Annotated in this window: 19 protein-coding genes and 1 pseudogene; 7 read left to right on the forward strand and 13 right to left on the reverse strand. The window is 70.5% G+C overall.

The features are described from left to right. Positions 1-16 precede the first annotated feature (16 nt). Entirely contained in the window at positions 17-844 is an 828-nt protein-coding gene (gene panB / locus ACFYNS_RS03755) for a 3-methyl-2-oxobutanoate hydroxymethyltransferase (protein ID WP_360293482.1), read from the reverse strand. 478 nt (positions 845-1,322) lie between these two features. Here panB and ACFYNS_RS03760 point away from each other — a divergent pair, with 478 nt between their 5' ends. Together ACFYNS_RS03760 and ACFYNS_RS03765 are read left to right on the forward strand one after the other, a co-directional pair. Beyond that, positions 1,323-2,372 (forward strand): endonuclease/exonuclease/phosphatase family protein, encoded by a 1,050-nt coding sequence (locus ACFYNS_RS03760; RefSeq protein ID WP_360293453.1) that lies wholly within the window; start codon positions 1,323-1,325, stop codon positions 2,370-2,372. Positions 2,373-2,640: 268 nt separating this feature from the next. Further along, positions 2,641-3,840 carry an MFS transporter gene (locus ACFYNS_RS03765; protein ID WP_360293450.1) on the forward strand — a complete coding sequence of 400 codons (1,200 nt, stop codon included), beginning with the start codon at positions 2,641-2,643 and terminating at the stop codon, positions 3,838-3,840. Positions 3,841-3,933: 93 nt separating this feature from the next. On the opposite strand, the gene ACFYNS_RS03770 is transcribed toward ACFYNS_RS03765, so the two are convergent. After that, a complete protein-coding gene (locus tag ACFYNS_RS03770; protein ID WP_360293447.1) occupies positions 3,934-5,685 on the reverse strand; it encodes an NAD+ synthase in 1,752 nt (583 codons plus the stop codon). Between the two features lie 396 nt (positions 5,686-6,081). On the opposite strand from ACFYNS_RS03770, the gene ACFYNS_RS03775 reads away from it, so the two are divergent. Both ACFYNS_RS03775 and ACFYNS_RS03780 read left to right on the forward strand, forming a co-directional pair. After that, positions 6,082-7,134, forward strand: coding sequence for a helix-turn-helix transcriptional regulator (locus ACFYNS_RS03775; RefSeq protein ID WP_388600552.1), 1,053 nt, complete (start codon positions 6,082-6,084; stop codon positions 7,132-7,134). 128 nt (positions 7,135-7,262) lie between these two features. After that, positions 7,263-8,477 (forward strand): S8 family serine peptidase, encoded by a 1,215-nt coding sequence (locus tag ACFYNS_RS03780; protein WP_388600556.1) that lies wholly within the window; start codon positions 7,263-7,265, stop codon positions 8,475-8,477. Between the two features lie 104 nt (positions 8,478-8,581). Here the strand turns inward: ACFYNS_RS03780 and ACFYNS_RS03785 are convergent, their stop codons facing one another. From ACFYNS_RS03785 to ACFYNS_RS03805, 5 genes are all read right to left on the reverse strand, one after another. Further along, positions 8,582-9,265 carry a response regulator transcription factor gene (locus ACFYNS_RS03785; protein WP_360293438.1) on the reverse strand — a complete coding sequence of 228 codons (684 nt, stop codon included), beginning with the start codon at positions 9,263-9,265 and terminating at the stop codon, positions 8,582-8,584. Beyond that, complete coding sequence (locus ACFYNS_RS03790) at positions 9,262-10,719, reverse strand: sensor histidine kinase (RefSeq protein ID WP_388600560.1); 1,458 nt, start codon at positions 10,717-10,719, stop codon at positions 9,262-9,264. The genes ACFYNS_RS03785 and ACFYNS_RS03790 overlap by 4 nt, the downstream gene beginning before the upstream one ends. Positions 10,720-10,746: 27 nt before the next feature. Next, complete coding sequence (locus ACFYNS_RS03795) at positions 10,747-11,949, reverse strand: acyltransferase (RefSeq protein ID WP_388600563.1); 1,203 nt, start codon at positions 11,947-11,949, stop codon at positions 10,747-10,749. A 152-nt stretch (positions 11,950-12,101) separates the two neighbouring features. Beyond that, a complete protein-coding gene (locus ACFYNS_RS03800; protein WP_388600565.1) occupies positions 12,102-12,323 on the reverse strand; it encodes a hypothetical protein in 222 nt (73 codons plus the stop codon). Between the two features lies 1 nt (position 12,324). Beyond that, complete coding sequence (locus ACFYNS_RS03805) at positions 12,325-12,543, reverse strand: hypothetical protein (RefSeq protein WP_388600568.1); 219 nt, start codon at positions 12,541-12,543, stop codon at positions 12,325-12,327. A gap of 170 nt (positions 12,544-12,713) precedes the next feature. On the opposite strand from ACFYNS_RS03805, the pseudogene ACFYNS_RS03810 reads away from it, so the two are divergent. The 3 genes and pseudogenes from ACFYNS_RS03810 to ACFYNS_RS03820 all read left to right on the forward strand — a co-directional run. After that, positions 12,714-13,472 (forward strand): annotated as a pseudogene (locus ACFYNS_RS03810) (helix-turn-helix transcriptional regulator); the annotation flags it as partial. Positions 13,473-13,500: 28 nt separating this feature from the next. Continuing rightward, positions 13,501-13,689, forward strand: coding sequence for a DUF397 domain-containing protein (locus ACFYNS_RS03815; RefSeq protein ID WP_388600571.1), 189 nt, complete (start codon positions 13,501-13,503; stop codon positions 13,687-13,689). Positions 13,690-14,469: 780 nt separating this feature from the next. Next, positions 14,470-15,486, forward strand: a complete 1,017-nt coding sequence (locus tag ACFYNS_RS03820) for a hypothetical protein (protein ID WP_388600573.1) — start codon at positions 14,470-14,472, stop codon at positions 15,484-15,486. 254 nt (positions 15,487-15,740) lie between these two features. Here ACFYNS_RS03820 and ACFYNS_RS03825 read toward each other — a convergent pair whose 3' ends face one another. The 6 genes from ACFYNS_RS03825 to ACFYNS_RS03850 all read right to left on the reverse strand — a co-directional run bounded on the left by ACFYNS_RS03825 (position 15,741) and on the right by ACFYNS_RS03850 (position 20,800). Further along, complete coding sequence (locus ACFYNS_RS03825; RefSeq protein WP_388600576.1) at positions 15,741-16,940, reverse strand: methyltransferase domain-containing protein; 1,200 nt, start codon at positions 16,938-16,940, stop codon at positions 15,741-15,743. 234 nt (positions 16,941-17,174) lie between these two features. Next, entirely contained in the window at positions 17,175-18,020 is an 846-nt protein-coding gene (locus tag ACFYNS_RS03830; protein WP_388600578.1) for a helix-turn-helix domain-containing protein, read from the reverse strand. Positions 18,021-18,040: 20 nt separating this feature from the next. Then, positions 18,041-18,547: a DUF6879 family protein gene (locus ACFYNS_RS03835; RefSeq protein WP_388600580.1), complete on the reverse strand. Its 507-nt coding sequence runs from the start codon at positions 18,545-18,547 to the stop codon at positions 18,041-18,043. Then, on the reverse strand, positions 18,531-18,758 hold the full coding sequence (locus ACFYNS_RS03840) for a hypothetical protein (protein ID WP_388600583.1): 228 nt from the start codon (positions 18,756-18,758) through the stop codon (positions 18,531-18,533). Before ACFYNS_RS03840 ends, ACFYNS_RS03835 begins: the two co-directional genes overlap by 17 nt. A 234-nt stretch (positions 18,759-18,992) precedes the next feature. Then, a complete protein-coding gene (locus ACFYNS_RS03845; protein WP_388600585.1) occupies positions 18,993-19,661 on the reverse strand; it encodes an FMN reductase in 669 nt (222 codons plus the stop codon). Beyond that, positions 19,658-20,800, reverse strand: a complete 1,143-nt coding sequence (locus ACFYNS_RS03850) for an LLM class flavin-dependent oxidoreductase (protein ID WP_388600876.1) — start codon at positions 20,798-20,800, stop codon at positions 19,658-19,660. The genes ACFYNS_RS03845 and ACFYNS_RS03850 overlap by 4 nt, the downstream gene beginning before the upstream one ends. Positions 20,801-20,995: the final 195 nt, after the last annotated feature.

Below are 20,995 nucleotides of genomic sequence, written 5' to 3' on the forward strand. Positions count from 1 at the left end.
GCGACGCTGTTCCGGCTCACTCGTAGGAGTGCTCCGCGGCCGGGAAGGTCCCGGAGGTGACGTCCTCGGCGAACGCGCGGGCCGCGTCGCCCAGCACCGAGCGCAGCGCGGCGTACTGCTTCACGAAGCGCGGCAGCTTGCCGGGGGTGAGGCCCGCCATGTCGGTCCACACCAGAACCTGCGCGTCGCACTCGCTCCCGGCGCCGATGCCGATCGTCGGGATCTGCAGGGCCCGGGTCACCTCGGCGGCGACCGGTGCGGGCACCATCTCCAGGACGAGCGCGAAGGCTCCGGCCTCCTGCACGGCCTTGGCGTCCCGCATGAGCTGCGCAGCCGCCTCCTCGCCGCGCCCCTGCACCCGGTAGCCCATGGAGTGCACGGACTGCGGGGTGAGCCCTATGTGTGCCATCACGGGGATGCCGGAGCGCGCCAGCAGGCCGATCCGGTCGGCCGAGCGCTCCCCGCCCTCGATCTTGACGGCCTGCGCGCCGGCTTCCTTGACCAGCCGGGTGGCGCTGCGCAGCGCCTGCACCTCCCCCTCCTGGTACGAGCCGAACGGCAGGTCGGCGACGATCAGGCCGCGGCTGGTGCCCCGCACCACCGCGGCCGTCAGCATCGTCATCTCGTCCATGGTGACCGGCACGGTCGTCTCGTAGCCGAGGTGGCAATTGCCCATCGAATCGCCGACCAGGATGACGGGGATACCGGCCTCGTCGAAGACGGAGGCGGTCATCGCGTCGTAGGCGGTGAGCATGGGCCACTTCTCGCCCCGCTCTTTGGCGAGTGCGAGGTCGCGCACGGTCACACGGCGATTACGGGTACCCCCGTAGAGCGTCTGCGGCATGGCATTGACTCCTGTTGTCGTCTCGAAGCGCCCCAACGGCGTCTCCGGATCCAGGTCCATGCTGGCACGCCCCTTCGCGGTCCGGTAGGGGCCCCGTCCGGAAGCGGATCATGGCCGGGGAGGGCCGCGGCCCCGGCGGTGCCTGCCCCACCCGGCACCGGGCGGGAGTCGGCTCGGGGCGTACGGGCGGCTCCGCCGGACGGCGTCGCGAACGGCCCGGACGCCGCTGTGACCGGCTTGCGGGCGCGCCGGGCGCGCCGGGCGGACACCGGCTGCCGCTGCCGGGTGTCCGGGTTGTGTCACAGTCGCGGTCCGGCCCCGACCTGCCGGAACTCCCGGAGCGCTGCGCCTCGTCCTCCTCTCGACTCCGCAAACCGGAATCAGGGCGGGCGGCGGTGGGACCGCAGGGTTCGACTGGATGAAAACCGTTATCGCCTATCGTTCATCGAGCACCAGCACAGGCAAGTGAGGACGGCGGATGGCGCGCGCTTACACGTCGGAGGCCACGTACCGCGAGGACGGCGACGAGCGGCGGGGATTCTGGTCCCGCTGGTCCGGTCGGCTGCCGCGGGGCAGCGCTCCGGGGCGGTGGGGTTCGGGCACCTGGCGGCGCGGCCTGGTCCTCGCGGCGGTCGCGCTGCTCCTGGGGCTGGCGTTCTTCCTGCACGCCGAGGTGCCCAACGCGGTCGGCAACCTGGGCTCGCTGTGGGAGACGTTCCTGCCGTGGGGCGGTCTGCTGATCGTGGTGCTGCTGGTCGCGGCCGTGCTGCGCCGCTCGGCGACCGCGCTGGTCGCGCTGCTGGTGCCCGCTCTGATGTGGGTGAACCTGTTCGGCGGTCTCTTCAGCGACAAGACCGGCGGCGGTGCCGGCGATCTGACCGTCGTCACCCACAACGTCAACGCCGGCAACCCCGACCCGCGGGGCACCGCCGAGGCGCTGGTCGACTCCGGGGCCGACGTCATCGCGCTGCAGGAGGTCTCCTCGTCGCAGGCCGGTTCCTACCGGTCCGCGCTCGACCGCACGCACCCGTACCACAAGCTCGCGGGCACGGTAGGGATCTGGAGCAAGTATCCGCTCTCCGATGCCAGGACCGTCGACATCAAGATGGGCTGGCCGCGCGCGATGCGTGCCACGGTGCGCACTCCGAAGGGCGAGGTCGCCGTCTACGCGGCGCATCTGCCCTCGGTGCGCGTGCAGTTCCGCTCCGGTTTCACCGCCGGGCAGCGGGACGGCAGCGCGGAGGCGCTCGGCGAGGCGATCGCCCACGACCCCGCGGACAAGGTCCTCCTCCTCGGTGACCTCAACGGCACCATGAACGACCGCGCGCTCGCGCCCATCACCTCCCAGATGCGCTCCGCGCAGGGTGCGGCAGGCGACGGTTTCGGGTTCAGCTGGCCCGCTTCCTTCCCGATGGCCCGGATCGACCAGATCATGCTCAAGGGAGCCGATCCCGTCTCGGCCTGGACGCTCCCGGCGACGGACAGCGACCACCTCCCGATCGCGGCGAAGATCGACCTGGCCGACTGAACCGGACGGGGCCGCTCCCGCGGCGGCAGTGGGTCGTTTTGCCCCACGGAACATCTGGCTGCGAGACTTTGTTGCGGAGCAATACATAGGGGGCAGTGCCGCCTCCGCCCACTGTCCGCTCCTTCCCCTTCACACCCCTTCACACTGCTTCACACCGCACCCCTCCGCGCCGGGCCGCCCTGCCGCCCGGCGCGCGGTACTCCCCGGTGCCCGGTACGCGACGCCGCGTCCCGCCGGGGCCCCGCCCGCTTCGAAAGGTTCTCTCCGCATGCCTGTGGCTCTGCTCGCACTCGCCGTGGGCGCCTTCGGTATCGGCACCACAGAGTTCGTGATGATGGGCCTGCTGCCGAACGTCGCCGACGACCTCGGCACCTCCGTACCGACCGCCGGATACCTGGTGTCCGCCTACGCCCTCGGCGTCGTCCTCGGCGCCCCGCTGCTGACCGCCGTCGGCGCCCGCGTGCCGCGCAAGCTGATGCTGCTGCTGCTCATGGGCCTGTTCACCCTCGGCAACCTCGCCTCGGCGCTCGCCCCCGGCTTCGGCACCCTGCTGGCCGGGCGCCTGCTGGCCGGGCTGCCGCACGGCGCCTTCTTCGGCGTCGGCGCGGTGGTCGCGGCCCGGCTGGTCCGGGAGGGCCGGGCGGCCCGCGCCGTGGCCACCATGTTCCTGGGCCTGACCGTCGCCAACATCGTCGGCGTGCCCGGCGGCACCGCGCTCGGCCAGCAACTCGGCTGGCGCGCCACCTTCGTGGTCGTCACCCTCATCGGGCTGCTCGCCATGACGGCCCTCGCGCTGCTCGTGCCCCGGATGCCGCTGGAGCACCAGGGCGGCGTACGCCACGAACTGCGCGCCCTGGGCAACCGCCAGGTCGTCCTCGGACTGCTGACCGCGGTCTTCGGCTTCGGCGGCGTCTTCGCCGTCTACAGCTACCTCGCCTCGATGATGACGGAGGTCACCGGCCTCGCCGAGACGTCGGTCACCTGGGTGCTGGCGCTCTTCGGCATCGGTATGACGCTGGGCACTCTGATCGCCGGGCCGCTGACCGACCGTGCACCGCGCCGCACCCTGTACGCGGCCCTCGGGCTGATGGCCGTGCTGATGGTGGCCTTCCACTTCGCGGCGCCGGTGAAGTGGGCGGCGCTGCTGCTGGTCGGCCTGCTGGGCGCGGTCGGCTTCCTGATCACCACGCCGGTCCAGATGCTGGTGATGCGGGCGGCCTCGCACGCGCCCACGATCGCCTCTGCCTCGAACCACTCGGCGTTCAACCTGGCCAACGCGGGCGGCGCCTGGCTCGGCGGTGTCGTCATCGCCGCGGGCTGGGGCTGGACCTCCCCCACTCTGGTCGGCGCCGTGCTCGCGCTGACCGGACTCGCCGTCGCCGTCACGGCAGGCGTACTGGACCGCGGCGACTCGCGCGTGGTCGCAAGGGCGCAGGAGGCCCCGGTGGAGGTCCCCTCCGCCGGGTAGGGGCACCCGTCCCGGACCCCGCGAGCCGGCGGGGCCGACGGGACGGGATGCCGCCGGTCTCCCGCGGCCGGCGGCAGCTCCGGGCGGGGGCCGTCAGCCCTCCCGCCACCGGTTGGTGATCGGCAGCCGACGGTCCTTGCCGAAGCCCTTGGGGGAGATCTTCGTGCCCGGCGGGTACTGCCGGCGTTTGTACTCGGCCCGGTCCGTCATCCGCAGCACCCGGGTCACCGTCTCCGCGTCGAAGCCCGCCGCGATGATCGCCTCGGCGCCCTGGTCGCCGTCGACGTAGCGCTTCAGGACGCGGTCGAGCACGTCGTAGTCGGGCAGCGAGTCGCTGTCCACCTGCCCGGGTGCCAGCTCGGCGCTGGGGGGTTTGGTGATCGAGCGCTCCGGGATGGGCGGGGTGTCGCCGCGCTCCTCGGCCGCGCGGTTGCGCCACGTCGCGAGGCGGAACACGTTCGTCTTGTAGACGTCCTTGATCGGGCCGTAGGCGCCCACCGCGTCGCCGTACAGCGTCGAATAGCCCACCGCCAGCTCCGACTTGTTCCCCGGGGCCAGCACGATGGGGCCCTCCTGGTTGGAGAGGGCCATCAGCGTCGTGCCGCGCAGCCGCGCCTGGAGGTTCTCCTCCGCGAGCCCGGTGAGGCCCAGCGAGTCCATGTAGGCCGCGAACATCGGCTCGATCTCGACCGTGCGGAAGTGCAGCCCGGTGCGCTCCGCGAGCTCCGCCGCGTCCTCCCTGGAGTGCTCGGAGGAGTAGCGCGAGGGCATCGAGACGCCGTATACGTGCTCGGCTCCGACCGCGTCGCAGGCGATCGCGGCGGTCAGTGCCGAGTCGATGCCGCCGGAGAGCCCGATCAGCACCGAGCTGAAACCGTTCTTGACCACGTACGCGCGCAGTCCGACCACCAGCGCGGTGTAGATCTCCTCGTCGTCGGCCAGCCGCGGTGCCTCGCTGCCGACGGCCTCCGGCGGGTAGGCGGGCAGCGGTTCGGCGGAGACGACGCGGTGGTCGATGCGCAGGCCGTCGTCCACCTCGCCCGACGGCGGGGTGGTGGCAGCCGCCGGCAGCTCCACGTCCAGCACGACGCACCGCTCCTCGAACTGGGGCGCCCGCGCCAGCACCTGCCCGTCCGCGTCCACGACGATCGAGTCGCCGTCGAAGACCAGCTCGTCCTGGCCGCCGACCTCCGCGAGGTAGGCGGTGGTGCAGCCCGCCTCCTGCGCCCGTTTGCGCACCAGCTCCAGCCGGGTGTCGTCCTTGTCCCGCTCGTAGGGCGAGGCGTTGATCGACAGCAGCAGTCCGGCCCCCGCGCTGCGCGCCGCCGGGACCCGGCCGCCCTCCTGCCAGAGGTCCTCGCAGATGGCGAGCGCGACATCGACACCGTGCACCCGGACGACCGGCATGGTGTCGCCCGGCACGAAGTACCGGAACTCGTCGAAGACCCCGTAGTTCGGCAGGTGGTGCTTGGCGAAGGTCAGCACGACCTCGCCCCGGTGCAGCACGGCGGCTGCGTTCTGCGGAGCGCCCGCGGGCTGGCCGTAGTGCGGCCGGGCCTGCGCGCAGCGGTCCAGATAGCCGACGACGACCGGCACCTCGCCGAGCCCCTCGTCGGCCAGCCGCCGGGCGAGTTCCCGCACGGCGGTGCGGCTCGCCTCCACGAACGACCTGCGCAGCGCCAGGTCCTCGACCGGGTAGCCGGTCAGCATCATCTCCGGGAAGGCGACCAGGTGGGCGCCCCGTTCGACGGAGTGCCGGGTCCAGCGGAGGACCGCGGCGGCGTTCCCCTCCAGGTCGCCGACGGTGGAGTCGATCTGATTCAGCGCGAGACGTAGTTGAGCCACGCGCCCGAGTGTAATCGTCGGGCTGACGTTATGGCTCGGGGCACCCGCCCGGTGCGGCCCCTGCCGCCCACGGCGCGGGCCCATGGGCGCGCCCGGGACCCGCCTCCGCCTCGTCCGAAGCCTCCGGGGGGCCGTGCGCGTACGGAGACCGCACCGGGGCGCTACGTGCGGTAGCGAGTGCCGTCCTCACCCCGAACCGGCTGCGGAAGATGTCGTGGCCGTCTCCTCCCCGGGGCCGGTCGGCCTGGGTCGCACGCGGGCAGCCCGGCCGGATGCCCGCAGGGGGTATGCGCCGGTGCTCCGCGTCGGAATTCGCAGGTTTCCTGCATTTATGACGAGGCGGTGGCGGCGTTCGGTCATTGACGTGAACTCGCCACCACACACAGGATGCCCAGCATGTTGGAGGCTCTTGATCTCGACCCTGTCCAGCAGCAGGTCTACGAGGCACTGGTGGACGGCGCCGTGACCGTCCACGAGTTGCGGGCAGCGGCGGGAGTGGGGGCCGCGCGGGTACGGGCCGCGCTCGCCGCACTGGAGAGACTCAACCTCGTGGGGCGCTTCCCCGCGGACCGGGGCAGCAGAGGCGCCGAGCGCTATCTGCCGGTGGCACCGGAGATCGCCTTCGAGTCGCTGCTGCTCGCCCGCGAGGAGGAGATCCATCGTACGCGGCGGCACATCCAGCACCTGGCCGCGCGGTTCCGCGTCCAGGCGGCGGGCCGCGACCCCCTGGAGCTGGTGGAGATCGTCACGGGACGGGCCGCCGTGATCCGCCAGGTCGACCAGCTCCAGCGCAGCGCGCGCGCCGAGATCCGGGGCATCGACCGGCCGCCCTACGCCAACAGCGACCCCGACCGGCTCGACCCGAAGACCGGCATGATGCCGGTGCAGGCCCAGATGCTGCGGCGCGGCGTCAACTACCGGGTCATCTACGACACCGACGGGCTCACCACCTCCCACCGGTTCGACACGGACATCGGCGCGGCGGCCGAACTGGGCGAGGATGCCCGGGTGATGGCCGACACCCCGACGAAGATGCTGATCGCCGACGACTGCATGGCGCTGATCCCGCTGCGCGCCGCGCCGAACGAGCTGGCCAGCAGCGTCGTCGTGCACCCCTCCGGCCTGCTGGAGGTGCTGTGCGACTTCTTCGAGGTGCTGTGGGGGCGGGCGCTGCCGATCTCGGAGTACCTCTCGGGCCGCAGCCCCGGTGCCCCGGACGGCCCGACCGCGCAGGAGTCCAAGCTGCTGGCCCTGCTGGCCACCGGCATGACCGACCAGGTGATGGCCCGGCAGCTCGGCATCAGCTATCGCACCTTCCAGCGGCGGCTGCACGGGCTGATGGGGCGGCTGGGGGCGACGACCCGGTTCCAGCTCGGGATGCGCGCCGCCAGCCTCGGCTGGCTTCCGCAGTCGGGGACATCCGAGCCACGCCCGAATCGCCAAGTATGACCGCTCGTTGGGCAATTGCTCTTCGGCCGGGCGACAGATCGAACCCTTGTCCTGCTCGTGACCATGCCTCTAGCGTGCCGATCGCGCACCCCACATGCGCACCCCCCACACGAGGAGGAACCCTCCCCATGGCAGTGACGCGCAGCAAAGTCGCCCTCGGCATCTCGGCCGCGGTGGCCGCGGCAGCGGTCGGCACCGTCACAGCGCTCCCCGCGAACGCGTCCCCCGAGGCCCCGGCGCACGGCACCGTGCTCGGCGCGCACTCGGCGCAGGCCGTCAAGGGCAGCTACATCGTCACCATGAAGAAGTCGGCCGTGCGCACCAAAGCGGCTGCGGCCAAGGGCCGTTCGGTCATTTCCGAGCACGGCGGCAAGGTCCGCAGGACCTTCACCAAGGCCCTCAACGGCTACTCCGCGAAGATGTCGGCGAGCGAGGCCGCGGAGCTGGCCGCCGACCCGGCGGTGGACAAGGTCTACGCCAACCAGAAGCACACCGTCACCGGCGAGCAGGCCAACCCGCCCTCCTGGGGCCTGGACCGCATCGACACCCCCGAGCTGAACCTGGACGACACGTACGCCTACCCGGACAGCGCGGGCGAGGGCGTGACCGCCTACATCATCGACACCGGTGTCCGCACCACCCACAAGGACTTCGGCGGCCGCGCCACCAGCGGCTTCGACGCGGTCGACGGCGACGACGACGCCTCGGACGGCAACGGCCACGGCACCCACGTCGCCAGCACCGTGGCGGGCGAGGCGCACGGCGTGGCGAAGAAGGCCGACGTGGTGGCCGTCCGGGTCCTGGACGACCAGGGCTCCGGCACCACCGAGCAGGTCGTCGCCGGTATCGACTGGGTCACCAAGAACGCCGAGTCGCCCTCGGTCGCCAACATGTCGCTGGGCGGCGGCGCGGACGAGGCGCTGGACACGGCCGTGCAGAACTCCATCAAGGCGGGCGTCACCTTCGCCGTGGCGGCCGGCAACGAGTCCTCGGACGCCGGGAACAGCTCTCCCGCCCGGGTGAAGGAAGCCCTCACCGTCGGTGCGACCGACGACAAGGACGCGCAGGCGAGCTTCTCCAACTACGGCGACGCGCTCGACCTGTACGCGCCCGGCGTCGACATCACCGGAGCCTGGAACACCGGCGACGACGCCACCGACACCATCTCCGGCACCTCGATGGCCTCCCCGCACGTCGCCGGCGCCGCGGCGGTCTACCTCTCGGGCCACAAGGACGCCACCCCCGAGGCCGTCTCCAAGGCGCTGACCGACGGCGCCTCCGCGGACGTCGTCGGCAACCCCGGGCAGGGCTCGCCCAACCTGCTGCTGAACATCGTCGAGTGACACCCCGCAACACGGCCGGGTGACGACGACGCCCGGCACACCCCCCACCTTCCGCGGCCCGGTGCCCCACACACCGGGCCGCGGTCGCGTGCCGCGGGGCGCCTTCAAAGGCGGCCCGGCCGCACCAGCCCCGTCTCGTAGGCGAAGACCGCGGCCTGGGTGCGGTCCCGCAGGCCCAGTTTGACCAGGACGCGGCTCACATGGGTCTTGACCGTCTGCTCGGCGACCACCAGCTCTCCGGCGATCTCCAGATTCGACAGTCCGCGCGCGACGAGCGCGAGCACCTCCGTCTCGCGCTCGGTGAGATCGGCGACCCGCTCCTTGAGCCGGGCCCCGCCCGGCCCGTCCGGCATCCCCGCGAACTTCTCGATCAGCAGCTTGGTCAGATTCGGCGCGAGCAGCGCCTCCCCCCGGGCCACCACCCGGACCGCGTCGGCGAGTTCGGCCGCCGAGGCGTCCTTGAGCAGGAACCCGGAGGCCCCGGCGCGCAGCGCCTCGAAGACGTACTCGTCCAGGTCGAACGTGGTCAGCACCAGGACCTTCGGGTCAGCGGCGCCGCCGGTACGCCCCTCGGTGATGCGGCGCGTCGCCTCGATGCCGCCCAGCCGCGGCATCCGCACGTCCATCAGCACGACGTCGGGCGCCAGTTCGGCGGTGCGCTCCACCGCCTCCAGCCCGTCGACCGCCTGACCGGCCACGGTGATGTCCGGTTCCGCGTCCAGCAGCACGGTGAAGCCCTGGCGGACCATCTTCTGGTCGTCGGCCAGCAGTACGCGGATCGTGGTCACGAAGGGTCCTCGGCGGTCTCGGCGGTACGGATGGTTCCGGCGTCCCCGGTGGTTTTGGCGGTCCGGGTGATGTCCGTGGGCCGGGCACTCCCGGTGCTCGGTGCGGCACCGGCGGGGGAGGGCAGGGGTAGCGCCGCCACCACCCGCCAGCCGCCGCCCGGCGTCGCACCGGCCCGCAGCGTGCCGCCCAGCATCGCGGCCCGTTCGCGCATTCCCGGCAACCCGTGACCCGCACCGGGCGCGGCCGGAGCGGCTGCGGCCGGTGCGGTCCTGCCCGGCGCCGGCCCGCCGTCGACCACCCGCACGGTCACCTCCGTGGGGCGGTAGCCGATCTCCACCTCCGCCTCGGCCCCCGGCGCGTGCCGCAGCACATTGCTGAGCGCCTCCTGCACGATGCGGTAGACCGACACCTCCATGCCGGGAGGCAGCGGACAGGGCTCGCCGCTGATCCGCGTGGTCACCGTGAGTCCGGCGGCCCGGACGTTGGCGACCAGCTCCGGCAACCGCTCCAGCGTGGGCTGCGGCGCGTGCCGGTCGGTGAGCGCGTCCTCGGCGCGCAGGACGCCCAGCACCCGGCGCAGTTCGGCCAGCGCCTCCACGGCGTTCTGCCGGATCCCGGCCAGCGACTCCCGCAGCTCCTCGGAGGGGTTCTCCGTCAGATGCGGCGCGGCCTGCGCCTGGATGGAGATGACGGACATGTGGTGGGCGACCACGTCGTGCAGCTCACGGGCGATGCGGTTGCGCTCCTCCAGCAGGGTGCGCCGGGTGCGCTCCTCGGCGGTCCGCTCCTCCTGGACGACCAGTTCGGTGCGCGCTGCCTGGCGACCGTGCAGGGCGCTGCCGACCACCACGGCCAGCGTCAGGACGAGGACGTCCACGGGGAAGTCGCGGATCGCGGGCGGGCCCAGCAACTGCCCGTCGGCCAGGGCGCACAGCACACCGCTCAGCACCGTCAGCAGCAGTGCCCCCAGCGCCGCCCGGGGACGCCTGCGCAGCGCGAGCAGCAGCAGCACCCCCGCCTGGCAGACCACTTCCGGCACCGTCCACGGGGACTGCCGCAGATACGGGGGCGGCGCACCGGCGGCCAGTGCGATGACCGCCATGGTGACGGTCACCACCCACCAGGCCATCACCGGCCGGAAGACGGCCAGCACCAGCGCGGCCGCCTGCGCACCCCCGAACAGCACCGCGTCCGCAGCGCCGAAGACCCGGAAGGGGCCGCCGGTGAGCATGTTGATGTGGAAGATGGCGATGACCAAGGCGGCCATCGACGTGGCGAGGACGACGATCGGCCGCCAGATCAGCCAGCCGCTCACGTGCCCGGTGCCGCTCACGTTTCCGGCGCCCGACCCCGTCCGCCCTCGCGGAGTGCCGGCCCAGCCGAACAGGTCCTCGCGCAGCGCGCGGGGCAGGTTCCGCACGCCCTTCCCCAGGCCCCGCACCCGGCGCCTCATCGCCTCACCCCCGTCATGACCGTCAGCCTAGACACGCCCCACCGTCGCCGAACCGGCCGGTGAGCCCGTGGCCACCACCCTGCTCTCGCTCCGGGGCCGCCGCCCCCGCTCGTACCGGTGGAAGACGGCCCAACAGGCCGACAGCACCGCTGCGAACACCGGCAGCCACAGCAGTCTGGCGAGCACCCAGTCGAGCCCGTCGGGCGCGGTGTGCAGTCCAGGCAGCGGCGCGCCCGCCCGCAGACCGGCCAGGGTGACCGCCAGCAGCGCACTCTGGTGCCACAAAAAGACCGTCATCGCGGACAGGTTGACCAGCGCCACAGCCGCCCATACGCGCGGCCGCGCACACCAGCGCCGCAACGGCCCGTGCAGCAGCAGCGCACCGCCGCACTGGGCGAGCCCGAAGGTGACGGCCGCCGGCGTCGGCGGGTTCAGATTCGACAGTGCCGCACCCGGCACCCCGACCATGGCCGCCGGATAGCCGCCCGCCAGGACGAGCACACCGGTGGCGGCGGAGCCGCCCAGCAGCAGCGCCCAGGCCGTCCTCCGCTCCCGCAGCGCCCCGCGCGACCAGGCCGCCCCCAGGCAGTACGGCACCAGCCAGCCCGCACCCAGATCGACCCAGCCCAGCCACTGCGGTCCGCCCGGCGCCAGCCGCAGCAGGTCCACATGCAGCACGACGGCGAACGGCCACAGCGGATGCAGAGAGGCCACCAGCGGCGTGGCTGCCGTCAGCGCCGCGTACACCAGGAGGAACCACAGCGGGGAGACGACGAGCTTCAGCAGCGTCCGTACCGTCCCCGCGTCGGTGCCGCACACGAGCAGCAGCCCCGCCGCCAGCATCCACACGCACAGCAGCGCCGCCACCGGCCGCGCGAGCCGCACCAGCCGGGCCCGCAGCCACGCCCGGTAGCCGACGCCCCGCTCCCGCGCCGCAGCCCATCCCTTGTGCGCCGCCCAGCCACCCACCAGGAAGAAGACGGCCAGCGTCTGGAACAGCCAGGTTGCCGGGACGAGTTCGGGCAGATACGTCAGCGGGCTCGCCCCGTGCAGAGCGCCGCCGTCGGACACCAGCGCCGTCACCAGCCAGTGCCCGCACACCACTCCGCAGACCGCGAGCGCACGCAGCGAGTCGGCGCCCCGGTCGCGCCCGGGCGGCGTGGCGGCGCCGATGCGGTGGGCGAACGGGACGCGGGCGCCCTGCGCCGCGAGAGGAGTACGCATCGCCATGACCGGGGGCCTTCCGTGCGGGGACCGGGTGCCCGGCCGACGCTAGGAATCCCGCCCCCGCACGCACGTCCCTCCGCGGAGCGCACCCGCGGTGTCCCTCTCGGGTATGACGCTCGGTGCGCACGGGGCCGCCGAGGCTCGGACGGCCTCGCTCAGGACGAGGACGGAGCGGGGGGAGGAAACGTTCGTTCCTCCGGCGGACGCGCGGAAGCCGGCACGCGCCGCAACTGGTCGCCGTACCGGTAGACGACGATGGGCGGGGTGCCCTCGTGCAGCATCAGCCGGTAGATGACCGGTGGTGGCCCCGTCGCCTGGATGATCTCGCCGGTCTTCCCGCTCTTCCGGTCCTGCGCCACCTCGCCGACCGCCCACATGTCACACGCTCCGCAGGTGCCGGCCGGCGCCGGACGCCGCCGGGGTGTGCTTGCGGCGCAGATGCGCGCCGAAGAGCGCCTCCAGATCGGCCCGCGGCTCCGGATCCCCCGCCGCCCGGTTGATCATCGTGCGGAACCAGGCACAGTCCTCGCAGGGCCGCGCCTCCTCCTGCGGGGAGTCCTCTTCCCGGTGACCGCCGGGGGGTTTGCTTCGCTCCATGGTGCCTGCCCTGCCGTCCGCTGGTCACTTTCTGTGGTGAGAACAACACGCAAACGGCTAGGATGGTGCGTTATGAGCACCTCTTCTCATGAGGTTGCTCGGCAACGGACTTGTACTGGGGAACGTAAAGGCAGGTCGGCATGGGTGGGACACGCAAGTGGCCAGCGGGGATGAGTATTCCGCCGAGTCTTGGTGAGGACGTCCGCCGCGTCAGACGAGCCCGCCGTATCTCCCAGACGGCATTCGCCTCCGCCACCGGCTACACCCAGAGCTATGTGAGCCGCGTGGAGTCGGGCGAGTTCATGCCTTCCCTGAAGTTCGCCGAGGCGTGCGACCGCACATTCGGCACGGGGGATCTGTTCGTGCGGCAACTGCGGCGCGTGATCGATGGGGAGTACCCCGCGTGGTTCGCCCCTCACATGGATGCCGAGCGGGAAGCTGAGACGATTCGTGACTTCTCAACGACGTTCATCGTGGGACTGCTTCAAACGGAGGCGTACGCGCGTGCAGTTCTGCGGCAAGGGCGGACTTCGGTCTCCGACCGTGACCTGGAAGCGAAAACTGTGAGTCGTCTGCGCCGACGGGAGATCCTGGAGAGGGCCGACCCGCCGCGGATCTTCGTAGTGCTGCACGAGGCGTGCCTGCGCGTGCAGGTGGGCTCGTCACGTGTGATGGCGGAGCAACTCCGGTACCTCATCGCAGAGATGCGACGGCGGCAGACGCTGACACTGCAGGTGCTCCCGTACCCCCAAGCGGAGGTGGCAATCAGCACCCCCTTCGCGATCCTTGAACTCCCCAGCGACGCGCCCCGCGTCTACGTCGAGGGGCCGCAGGTCGGACAGTGTTATGACGCTCCGAAAGCCGTACGCGACACTGTGGAGATCTTTGATCGCTTGCGCGCCTGTGCGCTGAGCCCTGACCATTCATTGGACTACATCAGCTCTGTGAAGGATGACCATGAGCGAAACGCAATGGATCAAGTCCAGCTACAGCGACGGCCAAGGGGGCAACTGCGTCGAGTGGGCGCCGGGTCTCGTGTCCGACGGCGGCCCGGTTCCGGTGCGGGACAGTAAGGCCGTCGAGCGCGGAGCGCTGTCGTTCCCGCAGGCCGCCTGGCGGGCGTTCGTCGGTGACATCAAGGCTTGATGCGGCCGGTTCCCGGTCGTCTGGTCCTCGTGTGTGGCTCCACGTCCGAGGGCCTTGCGTGGTTCTCCGGATGCGGACGGGGCAAAACCCGGGCGAGGCTCGCGTGCGCCGGGTGAACGGACTGTCTGAATCCGCCGCGGTCGCCCTGGCGTCGCCCAGCCGAATTGTGACGACGTCAGGTTCGGACACCACGTCGCTCCGCTGTCGGCCACCGCAGGGGGCAGCCGCGGCGCGCACCGGACCCAAGGGGGTGCTGGGTCGGCCGGAATGCCGGTGACTCACCATACGCACGTTGATACGTTGGGCAACACCCGTTGCGAAGACGGGGAGCACTCGAACGCAGGATGAACCGCGAGGCGGAGGGGACCGACTGCGTTTCTTTCGACGACGGCGTCGGTATCGGGTTCGTTCCTGGCCGGCCCCGAACTCGTCTACCTCCTGCCCGCCCCCGTGCTGTCCCCGCCGGTCCGCGACCGCGACCACGTCCTGCACAGGAGCGCTTGGCGCCGTCGGGACCAAGCGGTAGCGACAGCCCGTTACCAGCGCCGACACCACCGTCACGACCATCTGTGATCAGAAAATGCAGCTGCTGTGCCGAACGCCCCTTCCGTGATCGGTTTGCAGGTTCCTCTTGTCCGGAGGGCGATCGGAAAAGTCGTTGGCGATGAATTCTTGCGCAGCCCCCTCAGTACATCCGGAACTTTCCTGCATCGCCAACTCCTCTCAGCTGAACGAGCTGCCGGGAACACAGATGTAATCCACGAACGGAAGGCGCACTCCATGATCTATGCAACCTTGGAGAGCATCCGCTGCCACACAGAGACCGACGAAGTCGGCGCTGACGAACCCTACGTGATCGTCGCGGCAGTCGACTTGTCCGCCAGCCTCCCTGTCGCCGGATTTCCGCTCCCCATTCCTGCATCGCGTGCGTACCGCTACGGCCCCTTCGAGGACGTCGACGCGAAGGAAACGCACGGCGCTCCCTTCATTTCCTTCTGGGGTCTGAACGGAGAAGAACGAGCTTTGTCGAACCCCGACGATGCGATCTTCATGGTGGGCCTCATGGAGAATGACAACGGCAGCGCAGAGGCACTGCGCGGCCTGGTGGCCGCCCAGGTCAACAGCGCCCTGTTCTCCAGCCTCAATGCCGACCGCACCACCCGGGTCAATCTGATCCGGCAGGCGTTCATCTCGGCGATGGAGACTCCCACCGGTGCGCCGAACTTCGACGATCGCGTCGGTGACCCTCAGGAGCTTCGGTTCACGCGCGAGGACATAGCGCTTGCGGAGACCGGTAATCCAGCTCGACGCTCCCTGCGCTTCAGCGGAGACGGCGGCAACTACACCACGACGTTCCAGGCTCGCAACCGTGGCCAGGCTGCCTGGCGGTTCTGTTTCCGCTGCCACAGCATGTTCTTCGACGGCTTTCCGTCCAAAGGCGTCTGTTCCGCTGGCGGGGGGCATGCCGCAGCAGGCTGGATGTTCTACCTCCCGCACGAGCATGCAGGTCCGGATGGCGGGCAGCCCGACTGGCGCTTTTGCAATCGGTGCTTTGCCATGTATTGGTCTGGTGACCGGGCAAATCAAGGAGTTTGCCCGGTCGGGGGAGTCCACAACGCCCAGGGTTACAACTTCTTCCTGCCCCACGACCACGGGGGAGGCGGCCAGGACCAGTGGCGCTTCTGTGGCAAGTGCCGGTTGATGTTCTGGAACGGCGAGCCCAACAAGGGTGTATGTCCAACCGGCGGCGGCCACGACGCACAGGGCTTCAACTTCAAGCTGGACTTCACGCCGTGAGCCTGAGGTCGACGTCGGTATGGGCGCCAGAGGAACTCCCTGTTCCCGCGGATCCAATGAGCACCGTGCATCGTGAAGTTGCGGCTTCCGAGGATTGAGAAGGGTGCACTCTGAGCGCACCGGTGCACAGCGGTGCAATGCCGGGCGCAGTTGTTGGGCATCGCTCATGAACCCCTTCGACGGGGTCCGCCGCGGGGACGACTCGGGACGACGGCAACGGACCGGCCGCTTGACCGCAGCGGTCCCGCGCGTGGTCACCGGGCGAAGGCCGGAATGCGGTGGGCAGGGTCGCCCAGCCACGGTCGGCAGTCGCCGCCGGACGTAACGGTGAGCCCGAAGCGATCCAACGTGGGGCTTCCCTCACCACGCCACCACTCCAGTGCCCGCGAGACCTCGTCCCAGAGCCTGCGGTGGCCGCTCTGGTGAACCGTGGCCCTACGCATTCCCGCGCGGAAGGCGACCGACGCCCAGCCGCGAGAACCTTCGGCCATGTCGAAGAACCAGAATGTCGATCCGCTTGCGTCGGTGTTCACCACATGAGCACAGTGCGGTACGCAAAGACCCAGGATGAAGGCGGTTCCCTGGAATCGTCGGCCCTGACTCAGTTCCGCCAGGCCCACCGATGTCGACGAGACTGTGGCATTGCCGGGGAATTCCCCGACATGCTCGGCGAACCGGCGCCAGTCGAGGCGTTGAGCCCGCAGCTTCATGAACTCCAGAGGCCGAAGAAAGGGTCCGCTCGCGCTGCCGTCCTCCGCGACGGTCAGCCGGACCAGCGCGTCCTCGTCGGAGTAGTGGGTTCCCCAGGGAGCCACGATGAGCCCGCCCGGGCGGGTCTGCTCGGCCCATGCGGTGGGGAACTCCCGCACACCAGCCGCTACGATCACTCGATCGTAGGGGGCCTCCGCCGGCCAGCCGAACCGCCCGTCCGCGCAGATCACCTCGGGGTGCAACCCGATCTCCGCGAGGGCTGCGCGTGCCTGTGCCGCGACTGCCGAGTCCACTTCGACCGTGACAACTCTCCGGCTTCCCAGCCGGGTCGACAGCAGACCTGCGTTCCACCCGCTACCAGTACCGATTTCCAGCACCCGGGAACCCGGGAACACCTCCAGATCGCTCAGCATGCGCGTGACGACCGATGGCATACTCGCCGAACTCGTCGGGAGGTGACCGGGTGCTTTGCCGCTGTGCCGGCCGTCGTCCCACTGGATCGTCAGGGGGACGTTCTTGTGCACCCACAGTTGCCAGCTCTTGGCGTCCGCTCGTCGGTCCACGGGATGACTGGTACCCGTGGCCATGTCGTACGGCCACACGAGGTCCGGCAGGAAAGCACTTCGCGGTGCGTTTCTGAAGGCGCTGAGCCAGTCGCAGGAGAGAGCACCGGAGCTCAGGAGGAACCGTGCCAACTCCTCGGAGGAATCGGCACGGTCCACCTTTCCGTGGCCGCCGCTCACTTGCGATGGTCCCCGTCGCCTTCCGGGGCGCCACCGTCCGGGGCCGGCGGCCCCTGCGGCGGAGTCCAAGGCTGACCCGGGAGCGGGTCCTCCGGGTCGTCCTTCGGCTTTTCATGACCGCCCATCAATGAGCCTCCTCTGCGTCGATGTGATCGGCTTCCGCCGAACTCACCTTTATGACGCTATGGTCGGTGGAGAGGGGTTCTCAACGAACGTGCACCAACTTGCAAACCCTCAATCGAGAGCATCGATCGCCCCAGCGATCAGCGTCCGCGCCCGGGTTCCATACACAGCCAATTCGACCAGTTCCGCAAAGATTTGATGGTAGGCACGCATCTCGTTCGGCTGCGTAATGGTCAGAAACGCTGACACCAATTCCACATTCACCTGTTTGTCATCGAAGGCCCAGAAATCCTCGACCGGCCACAGCGCCGAACGGTCGGCGCTCATGGGGATCACTCCAAGGCTCACGTTCGGCAGTGTGGCAACGGACAGCAGGTGCCGGAGCTGACCCTTCATGGTGTCCGGGCCGCCGATGCGATGCAGAAGCGCGCTCTCTTCGAGTACAACCGCGAAGCGGCGGCACCCTTCGTGCAGAAACTCCTGCTTGTCCACTCGTACCTCAACGGCCGCTTCCACATCGTCAGGAACGTTACGACGGTCCCGGATGGCGCAGAGCAGGGCTTCGATGTACGCGCGGGTCTGGAAGGGCCCCGGGATCAGCCAAGATGCATAGGCACGGAAATTCCTCGTGCGGTTCCACAACGGCAGGACGGATTCCTGCGCGCGCTTCAGGCCGGGGCGCTCCAGGCGGCGCCACTGGACGTATGCTCCTTCGATGGTGTGGGAAGTGGCGAGCAGGTCGGCGGTCTGCTCCACTGCGTCGCACAGCCGTGCCCAGGTCCGGAGGTCGTCGTCTGCCGGAGCGGTGCGTGCGTGTTCGATCCGGCTGCACTTGCTTTCGTGCCAACCGGCCCTGGAGGCCAGTTCCCGGGCAGTGAGTCCGGCTTCCTTCCGGAGCTCGCGCAGACGTTTGCCAAGGGCTTCGCGGGCCTGCAGCACGCTGGAGGAAGACGTCACGTTCCGTCCTGTGTCCGAGCTCAGCCGTCGAGCCTGTAGTCCTCATGGGGAACGGCAGCGTCCCAGACGGCGTCGAAGGCGGTGGCGCAGCGGGACACGACTGCCGGGTCTGTCACCAGTTCTTGTCCGGTCATCCGGCCGTCACCGGCGAAGTGATGGAACAACACCTGCGAGCGGTCGAACAGCCACAGGTCGTTTCCAGGCAGCAACAGCGTGCTCGCTCGACGGCGTGGCAGCCAGCGCACCTCTTCGCCCGCCTTGATGTTGTGCCCGCTCGTCAGAGCGTGCTCGTATCGAATGTAGGAGCTCACCGGTTCGGAGATGACGCGAGCCCGATGGACCTCGACCCCCCGGGCGACAGCCGACGACACCAGTTCGATCCACCAGGGCCAGCGCTCCGCTGCGTCGAACCGGTGCCCTGCCTGCCACTCGGCATACGCTTCGTCCTGCTCGTAGCCGTCGCGTGTCTCCAGGTGGTACGCGCTGGATCGCGCCGCACGGAACAGTTCCTCAAACGTCGCTGCCACTGCGGTCGATCACCTCCGGGAAGAACTGCATCATGCGGGGCGGAAATTCGATCACTGTCTCATGGGGCGGCACGTCCATCTGCGCCAGCCGCCCCGGATCGGTCACGCGCCATCCCTGCAGGACGTAGTTCCCGGTCTCGTCGTCCAGATACACGGTCGGCGAGCCGTTGTTCGGGCTCTCCGGGTCCTTGCCCAGCCGGTGCAGCGCCATGCTCTCCTCCGGGTGCTCAGTGCGGGACGGCACTGACGAGCTTGCCCCCACCCGGCAGCAGACACCACGAACTTGCACGGACTTGCGCGGATTCGCGGAGCTGTGAGTGTGCACAGGCAGCCATCGCCCGGCCCGCGCCGGGAGCGACGGAATCACCGGGGGCCGCTCCGAGGGGCAGGATCTCCCCGGCCCGGGAGCTCCCCGGCCCGCACGGGCCGGGGAGGCCGCCCGCCCTCAGTCCTCGACCCGCAGTGCCGCCAACTGCTGTTCGAACGGCACCACGTCCGGCTCCTGCGGACGTGCGTCCCGGGTGGCGGCGCGGGGCGCGATCAGGCCCGCCAGTTCGCCGCCCGCGCGGGCGATGCGGCGGGGGAGCGAGGGGGTGACGCCGTCGTCGGGGGCGGCCCAGTCGTCGGTCGCCGCGTACACGGCCGTGGGTACGGCCACCGCCCGAAGATAGCTGAACAGCGGCCGCATGGCGTGCTCCAGGACCAGCGAGTGGCGTGGGGTGCCGCCGGTGGCGCCCAGCAGTACCGGCTTGCCCGCGAGCGCGTCCTTCTCCAGGACGTCGAAGAACGACTTGAACAGCCCGCTGTAGGACGCGGAGAAGACGGGGGTGACGGCGATCAGCCCGTCCGCCTCCGTCACCTTCCCGATCGCCTCGCGCAGCGACGCGCCGGCGAAGCCGGTGGTGAAGTTGTGCGCGATCTCCGTCGCCACGTCCCGCAGTTCGACCGTCGTGACCTCGACGTCCACGTCGGTGTCCACGTCGGCGTCCGTGCGCAACGCGACCCGTGTCGCCTCGGCCAGCCGGTCGGCCAGCAGCCGGGTGGCGGAGGGCTCGCTCAGCCCGGCGGAGACGACGGCCAGCCGGACCGCCCGGGCGCTGTCGTGCGACGTCATACGGCGGCTCCCTTCTCGTTCTGCTCTCCTGCTGTCTGCTCGGCGGTCCGTCCGGCGGCCTGCGCGGAGCGCTCCGTGGCGACCCGTGCCGCGTGGGTCGGTGCGTCGGCGGTGCCCGCCGGGCGCCGGGCGGCCATCTCCTTCCGCAGCACCGGCACGACCTCTTCGCCGAGCATGTCCAACTGCTCCAGCACGGTCTTCAGGGGCAGGCCCGCGTGGTCCATCAGGAAGAGCTGGCGCTGGTAGTCGCCGAAGGACTCGCGGAAGGTCAGCGTCTTCTCGATCACCTCCTGCGGGCTGCCGACGGTCAGCGGCGTCTGGTCGGTGAACTCCTCCAGACTGGGGCCGTGCCCGTAGACGGGCGCGTTGTCGAAGTAGGGGCGGAACTCGCGGACCGCGTCCTGGGACCTGCGCCGCATGAACACCTGGCCGCCCAGGCCGACCAGGGCTTGGGCGCGGGTGCCGTGGCCGTAGTGCTCGAAGCGGTCGCGGTAGAGGTTGATGAGGCGCTTGAAGTGCTCGTTGGGCCAGAAGATGTTGTTGGCGAAGAAGCCGTCGCCGTAGTAGGCGGCCTGCTCGGCGATCTCCGGGCTGCGGATGGAGCCGTGCCAGACGAACGGCGGTACGCCGTCCAGCGGGCGCGGGGTGGAGGTGAAGCCCTGCAGCGGGGTGCGGAAGCGGCCCTGCCAGTCGACCACGTCCTCGGTCCACAGCCTGCGCAGCAGCGCGTAGTTCTCGATCGCCAGCGGGATGCCCTGCCGGATGTCCTGGCCGAACCAGGGGTAGACGGGGCCGGTGTTGCCGCGGCCCATCATCACGTCCGCGCGGCCCTCGGCGAGGTGCTGGAGCATCGCGAAGTCCTCGGCGATCTTCACCGGGTCGTTGGTGGTGATCAGCGTGGTGGAGGTCGAGAGGATCAGCCGCTCGGTGCGGGCCGCCAGGTAGCCGAGCATGGTCGTCGGCGAGGAGGGCACGAACGGCGGGTTGTGGTGCTCGCCCGTGGCGAAGACGTCGAGCCCCACCTCCTCGGCCTTGAGGGCGATGGCCAGCATCGCCTTGATCCGCTCGTGCTCGGTCGGCGTCCGCCCGGTGGTGGGGTCGGGTGTCACGTCGCCGACGGTGAAGATCCCGAACTGGATGGGGGTGGCCGTCATGGTGCTCGCCGTCCTCCGTGTGGCTGGGGGCTGCTGTGCCCGGGGTGCGGGCTGAAATGGTTGACCATTGAACTATCTCTGCCCGCCTCAATGCATACGGGTGCCCGGAAATTCCCGCCGTCCGATCCCGGGCCGGTCCCGTCGTCCGGTCCCGGGCCGCTCCGGTCGGACGATCCTGGG

It is taken from the genome of Streptomyces sp. NPDC006925, from assembly GCF_042869575.1.
GTDB lineage: Bacteria > Actinomycetota > Actinomycetes > Streptomycetales > Streptomycetaceae > Streptomyces.

Coding starts and splice junctions, on each gene's coding strand:
- panB (WP_360293482.1), bottom strand. CDS start 844: ATGCCGCAGACGCTCTACGGGGGTACCCGTAATCGCCGTGTGACCGTG.
- ACFYNS_RS03760 (WP_360293453.1), top strand. CDS start 1,323: ATGGCGCGCGCTTACACGTCGGAGGCCACGTACCGCGAGGACGGCGAC.
- ACFYNS_RS03765 (WP_360293450.1), top strand. CDS start 2,641: ATGCCTGTGGCTCTGCTCGCACTCGCCGTGGGCGCCTTCGGTATCGGC.
- ACFYNS_RS03775 (WP_388600552.1), top strand. CDS start 6,082: ATGTTGGAGGCTCTTGATCTCGACCCTGTCCAGCAGCAGGTCTACGAG.
- ACFYNS_RS03780 (WP_388600556.1), top strand. CDS start 7,263: ATGGCAGTGACGCGCAGCAAAGTCGCCCTCGGCATCTCGGCCGCGGTG.
- ACFYNS_RS03790 (WP_388600560.1), bottom strand. CDS start 10,719: ATGAGGCGCCGGGTGCGGGGCCTGGGGAAGGGCGTGCGGAACCTGCCC.
- ACFYNS_RS03795 (WP_388600563.1), bottom strand. CDS start 11,949: ATGGCGATGCGTACTCCTCTCGCGGCGCAGGGCGCCCGCGTCCCGTTC.
- ACFYNS_RS03800 (WP_388600565.1), bottom strand. CDS start 12,323: ATGTGGGCGGTCGGCGAGGTGGCGCAGGACCGGAAGAGCGGGAAGACC.
- ACFYNS_RS03805 (WP_388600568.1), bottom strand. CDS start 12,543: ATGGAGCGAAGCAAACCCCCCGGCGGTCACCGGGAAGAGGACTCCCCG.
- ACFYNS_RS03815 (WP_388600571.1), top strand. CDS start 13,501: ATGAGCGAAACGCAATGGATCAAGTCCAGCTACAGCGACGGCCAAGGG.
- ACFYNS_RS03820 (WP_388600573.1), top strand. CDS start 14,470: ATGATCTATGCAACCTTGGAGAGCATCCGCTGCCACACAGAGACCGAC.
- ACFYNS_RS03840 (WP_388600583.1), bottom strand. CDS start 18,758: ATGGCGCTGCACCGGCTGGGCAAGGACCCGGAGAGCCCGAACAACGGC.
- ACFYNS_RS03845 (WP_388600585.1), bottom strand. CDS start 19,661: ATGACGTCGCACGACAGCGCCCGGGCGGTCCGGCTGGCCGTCGTCTCC.